Here is a 16,224-nt window from a genome sequence, read left to right as displayed (position 1 = left end):
GCGCGCGAAGCGCGCGCCCGAGGACGGGCTCCGGGCCGGAGGGGGTTGCTCGGCTTATGCCGCGCTGGCCCCCTCTGTCGCTCCGCGACAGCTCCCCCAGAGGGGGAGCAGCTGATGGCGCACGCCCCCGCCTACGCCGAACTGCAGACCGCCACCAACTTCTCGTTCCTGCGCGGCGCCTCGCACGCGGGCGAGCTGGCGATCGCGGCCGACGCCCTGGGGCTGACGGCCATCGGGGTCACCGACCGCAACAGCCTGGCCGGGATCGTCCGCGCCTGGACCGAGGCCAAGCGGCGCAAGGTCCGGGTGCTGAGCGGCTGCCGGCTGGACTTCATGGACGGGACGCCCAGCCTGCTGTGCTACCCCACCGACCGCGAGGCGTTCGGCCGGCTGACGCGGCTGCTGACCCTGGGCCAGCGCCGGGCCGAGAAGGGCCAGTGCCACCTGACCTGGCGGGACTTCCTGGACCATGCCGACGGCCAGCTCGGCCTGATCGTGCCGCCGAAGGACCTGGACGAAGCCTTCGAGCGGGACCTCGCGCGCATGGCCGGCGATCTCTCGGGGCGGGCCTGGCTGGCCGCCAGCCGCGCCTATGCCGCCCAGGACCTTCGCCGCCTGGCCCGCCTCGACGCCCTGGGCCGCGCGGCGGGCGCGCCGATCGTGGCGACCAACGACGTGCTCTATCACGGGCCGGAGCGGCGGCCGCTGCAGGACGTCATCACCTGCGTGCGCGAGCACTGCACGATCCAGGAGGCGGGCTTTCGTCTGCAGGCCAACGCCGAGCGGCATCTGAAGTCGCCAGCCGAAATGGCCCGGCTGTTCGAGCGCTGGCCCCGGGCGATCGAACGCACGCTCGAGATCGTCGAGCGCATCGACTTCGATCTTGGCCAGCTGCGCGAGGAGTATCCCGACGAGCCCGTGCCGCCCGGCAAGACGGCCATGCAGCACCTGACCGACCTGACCTGGGCCGGGGCGGCCTGGCGCTATCCGGACGGCGTTCCCGAGAAGGTCCAGCACCAGCTCCGCGAAGAGCTGCGGCTGATCGAGAAGATGAATTACCCGAACTATTTCATCACCGTGCACGACATCGTGCGCGAGGCGCGGCGCATGGGGATCCTGTGCCAGGGGCGGGGCTCGGCGGCCAATTCCTCGGTCTGTTTCTGCCTGGGCGTCACGGCGATCGACCCGACCGAGCACCGGCTGCTGTTCACCCGCTTCATCTCCGAGAACCGCGGCGAGCCGCCGGACATCGACGTCGACTTCGAGCACGAGCGGCGCGAGGAGGTGATGCAGTACGTCTATCGCCGCTACGGCCGGGAATACGCGGCGATCTGCGGCACGGTGATCCACTACCGCCCGCGCAGCGCCATCCGCGACGTCGGCAAGGCCCTGGGCCTGACCGAGGACGTGACCTCGCTGCTGGCTGGCACGGTCTGGGGCAGCTGGGGCTCGGGCCTGCCCGAGGAGCACCTGCGCAAGGCGGGCCTGGATCCCGAGGCGCCCGAGATCGCCCGCGCCGTGGCCCTGGCCACCGAGCTGATGGGCTTTCCGCGCCACCTGTCGCAGCACGTCGGCGGCTTCGTCCTGACCAAGCGGCGGCTGGACGAGACCGTGCCGATCGGCAACGCGGCCATGGCCGACCGCACCTTCATCGAGTGGGACAAGGACGACATCGACAGCCTGTCGCTGATGAAGGTCGACGTGCTGGCCCTGGGCATGCTGACCGCCATCCAGCGGGCCATGACGATGCTGCGCGAGGACCATGGCCAGGCGTGGCTGAAGGACATCGCCGATATCCCGAGGGAAGTCCCGGGCGTCTACGACATGCTGTGCGTCGCCGACAGCGTCGGCGTGTTCCAGGTCGAGAGCCGGGCCCAGATGTCGATGCTGCCGAGGCTGAAGCCGCGCCAGTTCTACGACCTGGTCATCGAGGTGGCGATCGTCCGGCCGGGCCCGATCCAGGGCGACATGGTGCATCCGTACCTGAAGCGACGGAACGGCGAGGAGCCCGTCGACATGCCCGCCCCGTCGCCGGAGCACGGGCCGGCCGACGAGCTGGAGCAGATCCTGGGCAAAACCTTCGGCGTGCCGCTGTTCCAGGAACAGGCCATGAGTCTGGCCATCGAGGCGGCCAAGTTCACGCCGGACGAGGCCGACGGCCTGCGCAAGGCCATGGCCACCTTCCGCAACCTGGGCTCGCCCGACGCCTATCGGGTCCAGTTCATCGAGGGCATGGTCGGGCGCGGCTACCAGCGCGACTTCGCCGAGCGCTGCTTCAAGCAGATCGAGGGCTTCAGCCACTACGGCTTTCCGGAAAGCCACGCGGCCAGCTTCGCCAAGCTGGTCTATATCTCGGCCTGGATCAAATGGGCCTGGCCGGACGTGTTCTGCGCCGCCCTGATCAACTCCCAGCCGATGGGCTTCTACCAGCCGGCCCAGCTGGTCCGCGACGCCCGCGAGCACGGGGTCGAGGTGCGACCGCCGGACATTCTAAACAGCCAGTGGGACTGCACGCTGGAGGTCTCCTCCCCCTTCATGGGGGAGGTGTCGGCGCAGCCGACGGAGGGGGCGGCGCGGCCTTTTAGGCCCCGCCCGGACAAGATCGCCGATTACGAGAACCGCCATCGCTGGAAGGCCGTCCGGCTGGGCTTTCGGCAGATCAAGGGCCTGCGCGAGGCCATCGACATCCCGCCGCTGCTGAAGGCCCGGGCCGAGGGCGCGCGCACGCCCGCCGAGTTCGCCCAGGGCGGCGTGCCGCAGCGGGCGCTGGAGCTGCTGGCTGAGGCCGATGTCTTCGCCTCGGTGGGCCTGTCGCGCCGCGAGGCCCTGTGGGCGGTCAAGGGGCTGAAGGGCGAGCACAAGGCCCCGGTCCAGGCGCCGCTGCTGGCGGGCCTGCCGCTGTTCGAGGACCGCGCGGCCCTGCCGAAGATGGCGCCCAGCCAGGAGGTGGCCGAGGACTATCGCACCACCAGCCTGTCGCTGAAGGCCCATCCGATCGGCTTCTACCGGCCCATGCTGAAGGAACGCGGGGTGATCACGGCCGAGCAGCTGCGAACGCTCAAGGACGGGGCCAAGGTCTCGGTGGCCGGCCTCGTCCTGATCCGGCAGCGGCCGGGTACGGCCAAGGGCGTGGTGTTCGTGACCCTGGAGGACGAGACGGGCGTGGCCAACGCCGTGGTCTGGAAGGACCGCTTCGAGGCCGACCGCAATGTGGTGATGACCGCCTCGTTCCTGGTCGTCCACGGCCGGGTGCAGCGGGCCGACAAGGTCATCCACGTCGTGGCCGAAGGCTTCACCGACCTGTCGGCCCATCTCGCCACCCTGCGCGACGAGCCTGGCGCCCCGGCCCCGCGCGTGCGCCAGAAAGTGTCAGGACGATTGCTGCGCAGCCGGGACTTTCATTGATATCGCTCTAGATTTCGCCGAACGTCGTTCGCGCGACATTTTTCCGGAGCATCCTCGCCCCAGGCTGTCGGACCACGATCGCGCGGCGCGTCCTTGGGACCGACCCACTCGTCGAGGAGGAAAGCATGAAGATCGTCACCAGCCTGAGCTTCAAGGGACAGTGCCGCGAGGCGTTCGAATTCTACGCGGGAATCCTGGGCGGCGAGATCACCGCCGCCTTCCCGTTCGGCGAGGGCCCACCCGACATGCCGGTCGATCCCAAGTACAAGGATTGGCTGATGCACTGCTGGCTGCAGATCGGCGATCAGGCGATCATGGGCGCGGACATGCCGCCCGAGTTCGCGCCGAACATCGACAAGCCCAAGAACGGCTTCGACGTCACCTTCCACAGCCCCGACGCCGCCGAGGCCCGCCGGGTGTTCGACGCCCTGGCCGAGGGCGGCAAGGTCGGCATGCCCTTCGGCGAGACTTTCTGGTCGCCGGGCTATGGCAGCCTGACCGACAAGTTCGGCATCCCGTGGATGATCAACACCATGCCCCAGCAGGGGTGAGGCGGCGACGCGAGCGGCCCGACGATTGAACGGCGTTATCAGATTCACTAACGCCGCCCGCAGGTTAATCAGACTACTCCGATAGGTTTTCATCGGTTTTGATCCCCGGCAAAGCCAAGAAGGGGATCGGCCATGTCCACCACCGCGCGTCAGCACTTCACCAGGGCCCTGTTGCTGGCCACGCTGCTTTGCGGCGGCGCCCACGGGGCCTACGCCGCCGCATCGGATGGCGAGGCCGCCGTCGAAGGCTCGGACGTCGCCGGGGCGACGGTCGACACGCTGACGATCACGGCGCGGCGCCGGGCCGAGACGGTGCAGTCGGCGCCGCTGGCCGTGTCGGTGGTCGGCGGCGATCGCCTCGACGGCACGGGCTCGTTCAATGTCGGACGTCTGCAGCAGCTGACCCCGACCCTGCAGTTCTATTCGTCGAACCCGCGCAACACCTCGGTCAACATTCGAGGCCTGGGCGCGCCGTTCGGCCTGACCAGCGACGGCTTCGAGCAGGGCGTCGGGATCTATGTCGACGACGTCTATAATTCGCGGGTGGCGACGGCGACCTTCGACTTCCTCGACGTCGACCGGATCGAGGTCCTGCGCGGCCCGCAGGGCACGCTCTACGGCAAGAACACCACGGCCGGCGCGATCAACATCACCACCCGCCAGCCGACCTTCGACTTTCAGGGCTCCGCCGAGATCTCGGTCGGCGATCTGGAGTTCAAGCAGGCCAAGGCGGCGATTTCCGGCCCGCTGAGCGACAAGGTCGCCGCGCGCCTGGCGGTGTCCAGCACCCACCGGCGCGGCACGATCTATAACGTCACCAGCAGCCGCTACATCAACGAGCAGGACAATCTGGGCCTGCGCGGCCAGCTGCTGTTCAAGCCCAGCGAGGATCTCTCGATCACCCTGGCCGGCGACTACAGCCGGCAGAATCCCGAGGGCTTCGCCCAGATCTATGTCCGCGTCGGCGCGACCCAGCGGGCGCTGAACCGGCAGTACGCGGCCCTGACGGCGGCGCTGGGCTACGCCGTGCCCAGCACCGACCCGTTCGCGCGGGTGACCGATGTCGACGCCGAGCTCAACGCCGGCAACAAGATCGGCGGCGTCTCGGCCAAGGCGGTCTGGAACGTGGCGGGCGGGACCCTGACCTCGGTCACGGCCTGGCGGTTCTGGGACTGGAAGCCACAGAACGACCGCGACTTCCTGGGGCTGTCGATCGTCGCCAAGTCGCAGAACCCGTCGCAGCAGGACCAGTACAGCCAGGAACTGCGCTACAACCGCGAGACCAAGGCCTATGACCTGGTGGTCGGCGCCTTCGCCTTCCAGCAGCGGATCGACACCCAGGGAACCGAGCAGCAGGGAACGGCGGCCAGCCGCTGGAACATCGCCCCCAGCAACGCGCTGTCCAACGACCCGACCGTGCTGGCCGGCCTGACGGCCAAGAACGTCCAGTGGCTGAAGAGCAAGAGCCTGGCCGTGTTCGGCCAGCTGAGCTGGAAGGTGACGGACGCCTTCACCCTGACCCCGGGCGCGCGGCTGAACTACGACCAGAAGTCCGGCTATTACGAGCGCAAGGTCTATGACGGCCAGGGCGTTCCGGTGCTGATCACCGACACCGGCGCGCGCCGCGCCGCCCAGCTGGCCATCTACACGCCGCAGGTCAGCGCGCCCAGCTTCGACGACTGGAACTTCGCCTATGACCTGACCGCGAGCTACCAGGCCGGCCGCGATGTCCTGGCCTATGCGACCTACGCCAAGAGCTTCAAGACCGGCGGCATCAACCAGAACGGCCTGCCGACCGACGCGGCGGGCAATCCGATCGCCGCCGCCGGGGTGATCAAGCCCGAGGACATCAACCACTTCGAAGGCGGCCTCAAGACCCAGTGGCTGAACCGCACCCTGACGGCGAACCTCGCGGTGTTCCGGACCGACATCAAGGACTACCAGGCCACGGTCACCAACGGCCAGCTGGGGGTGCTGCGCGGCTATCTGGCCAATGCCGGCAAGGTGCGGACTCAGGGCGTCGAGCTGGACTCGGCCTACCGGCCCAACGCGCGGTTCTCGGCCTATCTGAACGGGGCCTATACCGACGCCAAGTACGTGCGCTTCGTCGACGCGCCTTGCCCGCCGGAACTGTCGGGCGGCGCGACGGCGACGGGAAGCCAGACGCCGGGCGCGCCGGGCGTGGCCGGCGCGCTCAGCCCCCCCAACTGCGACATCTCGGGCCAGCGCCTGCCGGGCGTCTCGAAGTGGAGCTTCGCCTTCGGGGCCGAGGCCAACACGCCGGGCGACTTCCTGGGCAAGACCGGCGAGTTCTATTTCGGCTATGACGGCAGCTACCGCTCGCGCTTTTCGTCCAATCCGTCGCCCTCGGCCTATACCTGGGTCGACGGCTATGCGATCGCCAATTTCCGCGCCGGCTTCCGCACGCCCGAGGGGCTGAACATCTACGGCTGGGTGCGCAACGCCTTCGATCAGAACTATTTCGAGTTCCTGGCCGTCGGTCCCAGCAACACCGGCCTGATCGCCGGCCAGCCGGGCGATCCCAGGACCTGGGGCGTCACCGTCCGAGCCGCGTTCTAGGCGCGCGGATAGGCGGTCGGCCCCGCGCCGACCGGCCTCAGCGTTCTCGCAAGCCGAACCAGCCGCCGTCGGCGTCGAACAGCACCTCGAAGCGTCGCAGGGCGTGACGGCCGGTGTTGACGAAGGCCTTGGCCATCGGCGCGTTGACCAGCACCTGGCTGGGGGCGATCGGATCGGCCTGGCCGACGGTGAAGGAAAAGCGCGTGGCCGGCTCGGTCGGGACGGTCACGGTCACGCTCTGGCCGTCCGCCAGCACCTTGCCGGGGGTCTTGGCGTTCTGGTTGAGCTCGACGCGGGTCGAGAGCGCGTCCGGATGGGCGACGCCCAGATACATGTTGGAGATGCCCGTATCGATCAGCAGGGAGCCGGCCTGGTCGGGTTGATCGCCGGCCGCCACCCGCATCGGGGCCTGCTGCCAGTCCAGCGGCCCGCCGCCGGGGCGGGCGTCCAGCTTGACGAAGCGAAAGCCGGCGGTGGTCGCGGCCGTCAGCCCGACCCGCACCCCGTCGCGGGTGACGACATAGCCTCGGCGAAACGCGGCCGGATCGACGGGCTTGCCCGCGAGGCTCACCACGTTCAGCAACGGGTTCTTATCGGGCGTGCCCTGTGACTGGCCGTTCTTCTCGCGGCCAAAGCCGACGCCCATATAGGCCAGGCCCTTGGGCAGGCTCACCGTCTCGGTGGGCGCTGCGCAGGTCCCCGGCGAGGCCTTCACGTCGTAGCCCGGGCACCGCATCGTCGTCTCGACGACCAGCACCGGAACGCTCGCCCGGGCAAGCTCGCCGCCGGCCGGGTCCAGATAGACGATCGCGGTGGGGACCCAGTGGCCGACCCACAGACGCTTGCTGCTGCTCAGGAACTCCCACCCCGCCGGATAGGCGGCGATCTTGTCGGCGGAATAGCTGGGCAGGTCGGCGGCCGAGACCACGACGCCCGTGGAGCCGGTGTCCATCACCACCGGATGCGGCTGGACGGCGCCGAGCGGACCTTCCAGCCGCAACGCCACCTTCGGCGGCGCGGTGAACGGCTCGGACTTCGACGGCGTGAAGGGGATCAGCGCCGTCCGCGTGAAGGCCTTGAGGTCGGGTCCCGTCTGCGCGCGGGCCGCCGCGCCGAGGGCGACGGAGCCGAGCAGGGCGACCACGGCGGCTCGGCGGAAAGCTTGGACCGAGGGCATCGCGCGTCTCCTCACTGAAGGTCCTAGGAGGCCCGGATCTTCACCACCTTCGACGGCCCCGTCTGCCGCAGTTCCTCGACCAGGCCGAACAGCTGGTCGCGGACGGCGGTCTCGTCGCCGATCTCGGCCAGGCCGTCGAGGGCGGCCAGGCGCTCCTCGGTGATGGTCGGCAACGGCGACAGGGGCACGGCCTCCATGATGCCGGGCGCCTTGGGCCGGGCGATCTCGTTCACGTCGACCAGGGTCTCGGTCAGCTTCTCGCCGGGGCGCAGCCCGGTGATCTCGATCTCGATGTCGCGGCCGGGGGTCAGGCCCTGCAGCTCGATCATCCGCTTGGCCAGATCCATGATCTTGACCGGCTCGCCCATCTCGAGCGTCAGGACGCCATCCTCGGGCTCCGAGGCGATCCGCGACAGGGCCACGGCCCGCAGCACCAGCTGCACGGCCTCGGGGATGGTCATGAAGTAGCGCTCGACCTCGGCGTGGGTCAGGGTCACCGGGCCGCCGCGGGCGATCTGCTGCTTGAAGATCGGTACGACCGAGCCCGCCGAGCCCAGCACGTTGCCGAAGCGGACGATGCTGACCCGCATCTCGCCGCCGCCGCCGTACTGGCGGGCCACGGCCTCGGCCACGCGCTTGGCCGCGCCCATCACGCTGGTCGGGGCCACGGCCTTGTCGGTGGAGATCAGAGCCAGGTGCGCCGCGCCGCAGGCCTTGGCCGCCAGGGCGACGTTGCGGGTGCCCAGCACATTGGTCCGCACGCCCTCGCACGGGTGGTTCTCGACCAGGGTGACGTGCTTCAGCGCGGCGGCGTGGAAGATGATGTCGGGACGCTGCTCGTCGAAGACCCGGTCGACGCGGGCGGCGTCGCGGACGTCGCACAGCACTTCCTTGCGGGCCAGGCCCGGCCAGGTCTGGGCGATCTCGCGGTCGATATGGAAGAGGTTGTATTCCGAGGCGTCGACCATGGTCAGGTGGGCGCAGCCGCTGGCGGCGATCTGGCGGCACAGCTCCGAGCCGATGCTGCCGCCGGCGCCGGTGACCAGCACCCGCCGGCCCGAGACCAGGGCGCGGACGGGCTCGGGATCCAGGCGCACCGGCGGGCGGCTGAGCAGTTCCTCGATGGAGATTTCGCGCAGCATCGGCGCGGCGTGGGCGTCGGCGCCCATCTCGACCACGCCGTGGCGGCGCAGCAGGCGCACGCCTTCGGTCTTCAGCCGGCCCAGGCGCTCGGCGCCGAAGATGCTCATGGCGCTGTCGGTCAGGAACAGGATGGCCGACGGCGGCAGGCCGCTGTCGCGCAGGCGGGCCAGCACGCTGTCGAAATCGGCGATCGCGCCCAGCACGCAGACGCCGCGCAGCTCGTCGCCGGTCTCGCGATCCAGCGGCGAGACGACGCCGATCGGGGCGTAGCGTTCGCCCAGGCCCGCGGGCGCGCGGAGGAAGGCCTCGGCCTCGTTGGCCGAGCCGACGATCAGCAGGCGCGGCAGGGCCGGGTGCAGGGCGGCCGGACCCAGGCGCAGGACCGAGTCGAGCAGCATCCGCTCATGCACGCTGCGGCGGAAGACGCGCAGGGCCGACAGGAAGGTGGCCTGGAACAGGGCCGCGCCGGCGACCGTCCGCAGGCCGCCGTCGATGCCGGGATGCACCAGGCGGGTGATGACCATGAAGGTCGCCGCGGTCAGCACCGCCGAGCGCAGCAGCCGCAGATGGTCGCTGGCCGAGACGAACCGCCATGGCGCGCGCTCGACCCGGAACAGCAGTTCGACGATCAGCGCGCCCAGGCCGTAATAGGCGGCCTGCAGCAGCGTGTCCCGGGTGAAGGGCATGTCGATGACCAGGTACCGACCCACGAGCAAGGCCAGGAAGGCCAAGAGGACGTGAGTCGCGATCTTGCCTGCGTGCCCCATGGAAAACCTCTTGAGCCGAAAGGTCGGGATTCGGGAGTAGCACGGCATTTCGCCGCCGTCGCGGTGTCAGCCGCGTCGAAGGCGCAGAACCTCGACGACCGCGCCGTCGGCGAGCGCCGGGGCGCCGGCCCGTCGCCGCAGCAGAGCGTCGGCCCGGGCGAAGACCCCGACCAGCGAGGAATCCTGATCGGGGAAGGGCCTTGCCAGGGTTCGTCCCTCCGGATCGACGGCCAGGCTGGCGCGCATCCAGTGCTCGCGCGGGCCGGTGGCGGGCAAGTCGCCCACGACGCGGGCGGGGTCGAGGCGCACCACCGGATCGCCGCCGCTCAGCGCCGCCAGCAGCGGTCGCAGAAAGAGCTCGGCGCAGACCAGGGCCGAGGCCGGATTGCCGGGAAGGCCCAGGACCCGGCGGCCGTCGCCCAGGGTTCCGAACCAGGTCGGCTTGCCGGGCCGCACCGCCACCGTCTCGACGGCGAGCGCCAGGCCCAGCGTGGTCAGGGCCGGCTTGACCAGGTCGTGATCGCCGACCGAGGCCCCGCCGATGGTGACGATCAGGTCGGCCTCGACCGGCCCCTCCTCGGAAAAGGGCGCGTCGACGGCGGCGGCGATCGCGGCGGCGTCGTCGGCCTGGGCGGTCAGGCGAAAGGCCTCGCCGCCCCAGGCGCCGATCAGGGCGGCCAGGCTAAACGAGCCGCTTTCGAAGATCTGGTCGGGACGCGGCGCGGCGCCGGGCGGAACGAGCTCGTCGCCGGTCGCCAGGATCGCCACGCGCGGCCGCCGGGCGACCGGGACCCGCGCCAGGCCCGCCGAGGCGACCAGCGACAGGCGCCAGGGATCGAGGACGACGCCGGCGTCCAGCAGGACGTCGCCCGCCTTGAAGTCGCCGCCGGCCGGGCGGGTGTGGGGGCGGGGATCCTCGCCGGCCTCGAAGCGGACCGTCTCGCCGTCGCGGACGGCCTCTTCTTGCAGGACGACAAGGTCGGCGCCGGCGGGCAGGGGCGCGCCGGTGAAGATGCGGACCGCCTCGCCGGCCTGGATCGGGTGGGGATGGGCCTTGCCGGCGGCGCTCTCGCCCACGATCGCGAAGGCCTTGCCTGGGGCGTAGTCGACGCGGCGGATGGCCCAGCCGTCCATGGCCGAGGCGTCGAACGGCGGCTGTGGCCGCTGGGCGACGACCGGCTCGGCGAGCACGCGGCCCAGGGCGTCGGCCAGGGGCACGATCTCGACGCCCAGCCGCCGGGCGTCGGCGAGCATGCGGGCGCGGGCGTCCTCGACGCTGAGATTCTTGAGGATCATGAGCCGTCCATACGCCGTCGCTTCCTCGGGCGGGAGCCGTGGTTCTACCGACCGCCGCGCACGGAGTCCCAGGTCCGGTTCGCGCCGGCCTGGCCGGTCGCCGCGCGCAGATAGGCCAGGTTGTTGTCGACCAGTTCGGGCGGCAGGTCGGCGCGCGCCAGCTTCTCGGCCTCGGGCAGGCGGCCCTGCAGGCCGACGACCAGAGCCAGGTTCTGGCGCACCTGGATCCCGGCCGAGGGCAGGGCGACCGCGCGGCGCAGCTGGGCCTCGGCGCCGGCCAGATCGCCCTTGGCCGCCAGGTGCATGGCGTAGTTGGCCAGCGGCGTCGCCTCGTTCGGCGCCAGGGCCATGGCCTGGCGGTGGGCGGCGTCGGCCTCGTCGTCGCGCTGGGCCTGTTCGTAGGCCACGCCCAGCAGGGTCAGCGGCCGCCAGTCGCGCGGATTGAGGCTGGCGGCCTTGCGGGCCGGGTCGATCGCGTAGAAGCCCTGGCCGCGCGCGATATGGGCGCGGGCCAGCTCCAGCAGCAGGTCCTCGTTCTCGGGATGGGCGACCAGAGCCTTGGTCGCGGCTTCGGCCGCCTCGTCGTTGCGACCCAGATTGCGCAGCGCCTTGGCCAGGCCCGCGCCCGCCTCGGCGTCGGCGGGATCGCGCTCGAACTCCGCGCCCCAGAAGGCGGCCTGGGCCAGCGGGTCCAGACGCCGCGCCTCGGTCCGTTGTTGCGGCGAGGCCTTGACCGGGGCGGCGACGGCGGCAGGGGCCGGCTTGGGCGCGTCGGCGGCCGCGGCGGGGGCGCTCGCCAGCAGGGCGGTCAGCAGGGTTGCGACGAGGGCTTGGTTGCGACACATGAAGACGAGTCTCCGGAAGACGCGCCATCATCGCGGCGCGGCCCTCAAGGAATCGTTAAGCATACTTGTAAAGGACTTGGCCGATGTCCGAAGCGACGCACCCGATCCTCAGCCAAGCCGAGGGCCAGACGATCCCGGTCCATCCGGTGGCGGCGAGCGAGGCCGAGGCGTTCCTGGCCCGTAAGCGCGGTCCGGTGCGGACCTTCGCTTCGGCCAACGGCTTCGCGGGCAAGGCCGGCCAGGTGCTGGCGGTCCCGGGGGCGAGCGGCGCGGTCGAGCAGGTGCTGCTGGGGACGGGCGGCGGGCGCGTCGATCCGTCGCTGTTCCGGACCCTGGCCGGCAAGCTGCCGGCCGGCGACTACGCCCTGTCGCGGCTGCCCAAGGGCGTCGACCCCGAGCAGGCGGCCCTGGCCTTCGCGCTGGGGACCTATCGCTTCGATCGCTACAAGAAGCGGGGCGAGCCGATCGCCCGCCTGGTCGCGCCCAAGGGCGTCGACGCCGCCGCCGTGACGGCCATGGCCCACGCCTGCGCCCTGGCCCGCGACATGGTCAACACGCCGGCCAACGACATGGGACCGCTGCAGATCGAGACTATCGCGGGCGAGATCGCCGAGAAGTACGGCGCGACCCTGTCGGTGGTGCGCGGCGACGACCTCTTGAAGGAGAACTATCCGGCCGTCCACGCCGTGGGCCGCGCCGCCGTCGAGGTCCGCGCCCCCCGGATGATCGAGGTGACCTGGGGCGATCCCGCCCATCCCGTCCTGGCGCTGGTGGGCAAGGGCGTGGTGTTCGACACCGGCGGCCTCGACATCAAGCCCTCGGCCGGCATGCGGCTGATGAAGAAGGACATGGGCGGGGCCGCCCACGCCCTGGCCCTGGGCCGGATGGTGATGGAGGCGGGCCTGCCGGTGCGGCTCGTGATCCTGACCCCGGTGGTCGAGAACGCCATCGCCGGCGACGCCATGCGGCCGGGCGACGTGCTGCAGACCCGCGCGGGCCTGACCGTCGAGGTCGGCAACACCGACGCCGAGGGGCGCCTGATCCTGGCCGACGCCCTGACCCGGGCCGCCGAGCTGAAGCCGGCCCTGACCCTGGACTTCGCCACCCTGACCGGCGCGGCGCGCATCGCCATGGGGCCGTTCGTCATCCCGTTCTGGACCGCCGACGACGCCCTGGCCGGCCAGATCGAGGCCGCCTCGCGCGCGGTCGCCGACCCCGTCTGGCGCCTGCCCCTGACCGAGGCCTATGCCGAGGCGCTGGACAGCGACATCGCCGACCTGAAGAACGACCCGGACGGCTGGGCCCAGGCCGGGGCCACGACGGCGGCGCTGTTCCTCCAGAGGTTCGCGCCCCAAGCCGCCAAGGACGCGGGCGAGGGGATCGGCCCCTGGGCCCATTTCGACGTCTTCGCCTGGAATCCCAAGGGCCGTCCCGGCTATCCCGTCGGGGCCGAGGTCCAGGCCATCCGCGCCGTCTTCGCGATGCTGAAGGCGCGGTTCGCCCGATGAGCGCGCCGGATCGCCGCCTGACCCTGATCCGCGACGGCGTCGCCGACCGCCGGCTGGAAGGCCTGGTCGCCGCCGACCGCTTTCAGGACGTGACGCCGATGCAGGTCAGCGCCCCGCTGGCCAGCCTGCGCGCGGCGCCCCGGCCCGACGCCGAGCAGGAAGACCAGATGCTGTTCGGCGAGCTGTTCGACGTCTTGTTCGAGGACGGCGAGTTCGCCTTCGGCCAGGCCCGCCGCGATCGCTATGTCGGCTATGTCCCGATCGACGCCCTGTCCGCGCCGGTGCTGACGCCGGATCACCGGGTCGCGGCCCTGCGCACCTACGCGTTCGCCGAGCCGGACATCAAGTCGGCGATCGTCGGGCTCTACAGCCTGAACGCCCTGGTCACGGTCGAGGCGCGCGAGGGCCGCTTCGTGCGGGGCGCGCGGAGCGGCTGGTTCGTCGCCGATCACCTGGCGCCGGTCGGACGGTTCGAGACCGACTATGTGGCCGTGGCCGAACGCTTCCTGCGCGCGCCCTACCAGTGGGGCGGCCGCGAGAGCCTGGGGCTGGACTGCTCGGCCCTGACGCAGCAGGCGCTCTATGCCTGCGGCCGCGCCTGTCCGCGCGACACCGACCTGCAGCGGGCGTTCTTCCCGGAGATCGCCGAGGCCGACCGCCGACGCGGCGACCTGGTGTTCTGGAAGGGCCACGTGGCCATCCTGCTGGACCCCGACACCATCCTCCACGCCAACGCCCACCACATGGCGACCGCGATCGAGCCTCTGGCCGAGGCGGTGGCCCGGATCGCGGCGACGCCGACGGGCGGGGTGCTAGGGTACCGGCGGGTTTAGGCGGCGCCGCCCGCCTTGTCGGAGGCGGCTCGCCCACGCATGCAGTTTGCCCCTTCGGCGCGGTTGGGCGAGCGGCGGCGGGCGGCGGCGCTTGCGGCGAAACGGCGGCCGGGGACATAAGATCAAGGTGACCCTATGTTGAGGTGGCAGGCGTGAAGTGGATGGCTACGGGCGCCTATGTCGGCTTGACCGTCCTCGCCGTCGTCGTCCCACCTCATGTGTTCGGGAGGGGTTCAGGCCAGGTGGGTTGGATCGTCGGGGCGATCATGGTGGTCGCAGCCATCGTCGCAAGGTTCCTGAAGCGGCGGGGCGGAGATGGCGTGAAGTAGTTCGCGGGGGGCTAAGCTCCGCAGGCCAAGACCAACCCGCTGACCATAACGAAGATGCCGTCGCCCGGCGGAGCTTTTAAACTAAACCGGAAATAGTTTTACAATATGAAATAGCTAAGGTTGTATTTGAACTTTGGCAGGTTACGCTCGCTTCGCTTTCCTCACTACGAGGGAGCCAAGTGATAGGAGCGTTCGCGTGGAAATCGCCGAAATCTGGGGTCTCGCGCCGGCCATGAATTCAATGGCAAGCGGCGGGCCTCCGACTACTGACCCTAAGACAAATCCAGAATCGCAGTCGTGGTGGGAGGATACTAACAACAATGGTATTCCCGATGGATATTTCACGGACGTCAATGGCAACGGAAAGATTGATGTCGGCGACACGGTCAAGTGGTCCGAAGATGCATTTATTTACGAACAGATTGTAAATGAATATACAGCTGATGTATTTTATGCGGGATTTCAGGACTGGGGGCAGGATCTTGGCTGGAAAGTCGGTGTAGCAGGTGGGGCAACTCTGCTTGACGTAGATATACCTGCTCGGGGTGGTTTGATTGTGACGTTCTCCGCTAAAATGCACGATCTAGTATTCGACACATTCGGTCAGATCGATTTCTCAGTTATGTCCAGACTAGCCACGGATATTTACGCTGAAGCCTTCAACACCTACAACCCGTACGAGGACTAGGTGCTGGTGACGCGGCTTCACTTGGAGCGGTAAAGGGCGTGTGGTGGTGTATTAGACGGAGTGCATTTTGCCAAATAGGATCGCCCGCCCAAGCCGCGTCGTTACGGGTATCATTCTTGGATCCTTTGGCGCAGCGAGCCTCGCGGCCTGCCAGCCGAGAACACATGTTTCTGGACTTGCTAAACAGCGCTGCACTTCTTCAGTTGAGCGGCGTGGCTCGGAAGTCAGCATCTGCGCTCCTATAACGGCTCCAATCGTGGAACGCGTTCGGAAAACCCTGGGACGAGACGTGAGGTCGATCCGGATTAACAGTCCTGGAGGTCATACCTCAGATGCGCTCGCACTCGGATATCTTATCCGAGCGCGCAATCTCGACATTAAAGTCGATGGAATTTGCGCATCGGCTTGCGCCTATCTAGTTTTACCGGCAGCGCGAAATGTTGACCTAACTCCGGGCTCGCTTGTTGTATTCCACCATACAACATCGCTTGTGGCGTCGGCCGCAGCGCAAGTGCCTTCCATGCGGCTATACGCCGATTTGGAGCAGGCCCGCGCTGAGAGCAAATTCTACGAGGCCTTGGGTCTGGACAGCCGATGGCTGTTCTGGCCGGGGTTGGCTCTACACCCCGTCTGTGTCCGCACAGGCCGGCGCGAGGGCGCCATGATGCCCGTCCTCATGTCGCGCAAGAACGCTTTTGTTCCAGCGGCGAACGACATCCGGTCGGTTGTCCCTCACATGAATACCCGCAACTGGCCAGCCTCTCAGGCCGACGCAACCACCCGGTATCAGTCATTGACAGGACGCAGCGCGGGACTCGTATTCGGGCTAGCGGCGCTGGTCCGAGATACATCCGTGACCGCGGCAATCGACGGCATTAAAGGCTGCTAGCCGTCGGGCGCGCCGTCGCGCTAGCGCAGCTTGCCCGATCGTTCGAGAAGGCTACACGCCTAGGCAGCGTAGCTGAGCCGTTCCAAGGTCTCAACAGCCAACGCAACAGAAAAGGCCCCGGAGTCGCCTCCGGGGCCTTCGTCATGTCGGCAAAGCGTTTAAGCCTTCGGCGCGGCGGCCGGAGCGCCAGCCGCCGGGGCGGCGGGGGCCGCG

10 protein-coding genes are annotated in these 16,224 nt (G+C 69.5%); 6 read left to right on the top strand and 4 right to left on the bottom strand.

Annotation, left to right across the window (positions count from 1 at the left end; genetic code table 11):
* Window positions 1-114 precede the first annotated feature (114 nt).
* The 3 genes from Q0V34_RS19125 (at window position 115) to Q0V34_RS19115 (ending at window position 6,536) form a co-directional block, all read left to right on the top strand.
* Complete coding sequence (locus Q0V34_RS19125; RefSeq protein WP_297515434.1) at window positions 115-3,405, top strand: error-prone DNA polymerase; 3,291 nt, start codon at window positions 115-117, stop codon at window positions 3,403-3,405.
* Window positions 3,406-3,530: 125 nt separating this feature from the next.
* Window positions 3,531-3,956 (top strand): VOC family protein, encoded by a 426-nt coding sequence (locus Q0V34_RS19120; RefSeq protein WP_297515431.1) that lies wholly within the window; start codon window positions 3,531-3,533, stop codon window positions 3,954-3,956.
* A 132-nt stretch (window positions 3,957-4,088) separates the two neighbouring features.
* The gene (locus Q0V34_RS19115; protein ID WP_367272098.1) at window positions 4,089-6,536 is read left to right on the top strand and encodes a TonB-dependent receptor; all 2,448 of its coding nucleotides are present in this window, start codon (window positions 4,089-4,091) and stop codon (window positions 6,534-6,536) included.
* 37 nt (window positions 6,537-6,573) lie between these two features.
* On the opposite strand, the gene Q0V34_RS19110 is transcribed toward Q0V34_RS19115, so the two are convergent.
* The 4 genes from Q0V34_RS19110 to Q0V34_RS19095 all read right to left on the bottom strand — a co-directional run bounded on the left by Q0V34_RS19110 (window position 6,574) and on the right by Q0V34_RS19095 (window position 11,764).
* Window positions 6,574-7,713: a hypothetical protein gene (locus tag Q0V34_RS19110; protein ID WP_297515428.1), complete on the bottom strand. Its 1,140-nt coding sequence runs from the start codon at window positions 7,711-7,713 to the stop codon at window positions 6,574-6,576.
* A gap of 23 nt (window positions 7,714-7,736) precedes the next feature.
* A complete protein-coding gene (locus Q0V34_RS19105; protein WP_297515425.1) occupies window positions 7,737-9,623 on the bottom strand; it encodes a nucleoside-diphosphate sugar epimerase/dehydratase in 1,887 nt (628 codons plus the stop codon).
* A 66-nt stretch (window positions 9,624-9,689) separates the two neighbouring features.
* The gene (gene glp / locus Q0V34_RS19100) at window positions 9,690-10,919 is read right to left on the bottom strand and encodes a gephyrin-like molybdotransferase Glp (RefSeq protein WP_297515421.1); all 1,230 of its coding nucleotides are present in this window, start codon (window positions 10,917-10,919) and stop codon (window positions 9,690-9,692) included.
* Between the two features lie 44 nt (window positions 10,920-10,963).
* Complete coding sequence (locus Q0V34_RS19095) at window positions 10,964-11,764, bottom strand: tetratricopeptide repeat protein (protein WP_297515418.1); 801 nt, start codon at window positions 11,762-11,764, stop codon at window positions 10,964-10,966.
* 83 nt (window positions 11,765-11,847) lie between these two features.
* Here Q0V34_RS19095 and Q0V34_RS19090 point away from each other — a divergent pair, with 83 nt between their 5' ends.
* The 3 genes from Q0V34_RS19090 to Q0V34_RS19080 all read left to right on the top strand — a co-directional run bounded on the left by Q0V34_RS19090 (window position 11,848) and on the right by Q0V34_RS19080 (window position 15,122).
* Complete coding sequence (locus Q0V34_RS19090; RefSeq protein WP_297515415.1) at window positions 11,848-13,272, top strand: M17 family metallopeptidase; 1,425 nt, start codon at window positions 11,848-11,850, stop codon at window positions 13,270-13,272.
* A complete protein-coding gene (locus Q0V34_RS19085) occupies window positions 13,269-14,105 on the top strand; it encodes an NlpC/P60 family protein (RefSeq protein ID WP_297515412.1) in 837 nt (278 codons plus the stop codon). Before Q0V34_RS19090 ends, Q0V34_RS19085 begins: the two co-directional genes overlap by 4 nt.
* Before the next feature lie 525 nt (window positions 14,106-14,630).
* Window positions 14,631-15,122, top strand: a complete 492-nt coding sequence (locus Q0V34_RS19080; RefSeq protein WP_297515409.1) for a hypothetical protein — start codon at window positions 14,631-14,633, stop codon at window positions 15,120-15,122.
* The last annotated feature ends 1,102 nt before the right edge of the window (window positions 15,123-16,224 follow it).

The sequence above is a fragment of the uncultured Caulobacter sp. genome (genome assembly GCF_947036865.1).
In the GTDB taxonomy this organism is placed as follows: domain Bacteria; phylum Pseudomonadota; class Alphaproteobacteria; order Caulobacterales; family Caulobacteraceae; genus Caulobacter.
This window is presented reverse-complemented; position numbering and strand designations above follow the sequence as displayed.

Excerpts from the sequence above, each read along its gene's own strand:
- glp (WP_297515421.1), bottom strand. The coding sequence starts at position 10,919 with ATGATCCTCAAGAATCTCAGCGTCGAGGACGCCCGCGCCCGCATGCTC.
- Q0V34_RS19125 (WP_297515434.1), top strand. The coding sequence starts at position 115 with ATGGCGCACGCCCCCGCCTACGCCGAACTGCAGACCGCCACCAACTTC.
- Q0V34_RS19090 (WP_297515415.1), top strand. The coding sequence starts at position 11,848 with ATGTCCGAAGCGACGCACCCGATCCTCAGCCAAGCCGAGGGCCAGACG.
- Q0V34_RS19095 (WP_297515418.1), bottom strand. The coding sequence starts at position 11,764 with ATGTGTCGCAACCAAGCCCTCGTCGCAACCCTGCTGACCGCCCTGCTG.
- Q0V34_RS19110 (WP_297515428.1), bottom strand. The coding sequence starts at position 7,713 with ATGCCCTCGGTCCAAGCTTTCCGCCGAGCCGCCGTGGTCGCCCTGCTC.
- Q0V34_RS19085 (WP_297515412.1), top strand. The coding sequence starts at position 13,269 with ATGAGCGCGCCGGATCGCCGCCTGACCCTGATCCGCGACGGCGTCGCC.
- Q0V34_RS19120 (WP_297515431.1), top strand. The coding sequence starts at position 3,531 with ATGAAGATCGTCACCAGCCTGAGCTTCAAGGGACAGTGCCGCGAGGCG.
- Q0V34_RS19105 (WP_297515425.1), bottom strand. The coding sequence starts at position 9,623 with ATGGGGCACGCAGGCAAGATCGCGACTCACGTCCTCTTGGCCTTCCTG.
- Q0V34_RS19115 (WP_367272098.1), top strand. The coding sequence starts at position 4,089 with ATGTCCACCACCGCGCGTCAGCACTTCACCAGGGCCCTGTTGCTGGCC.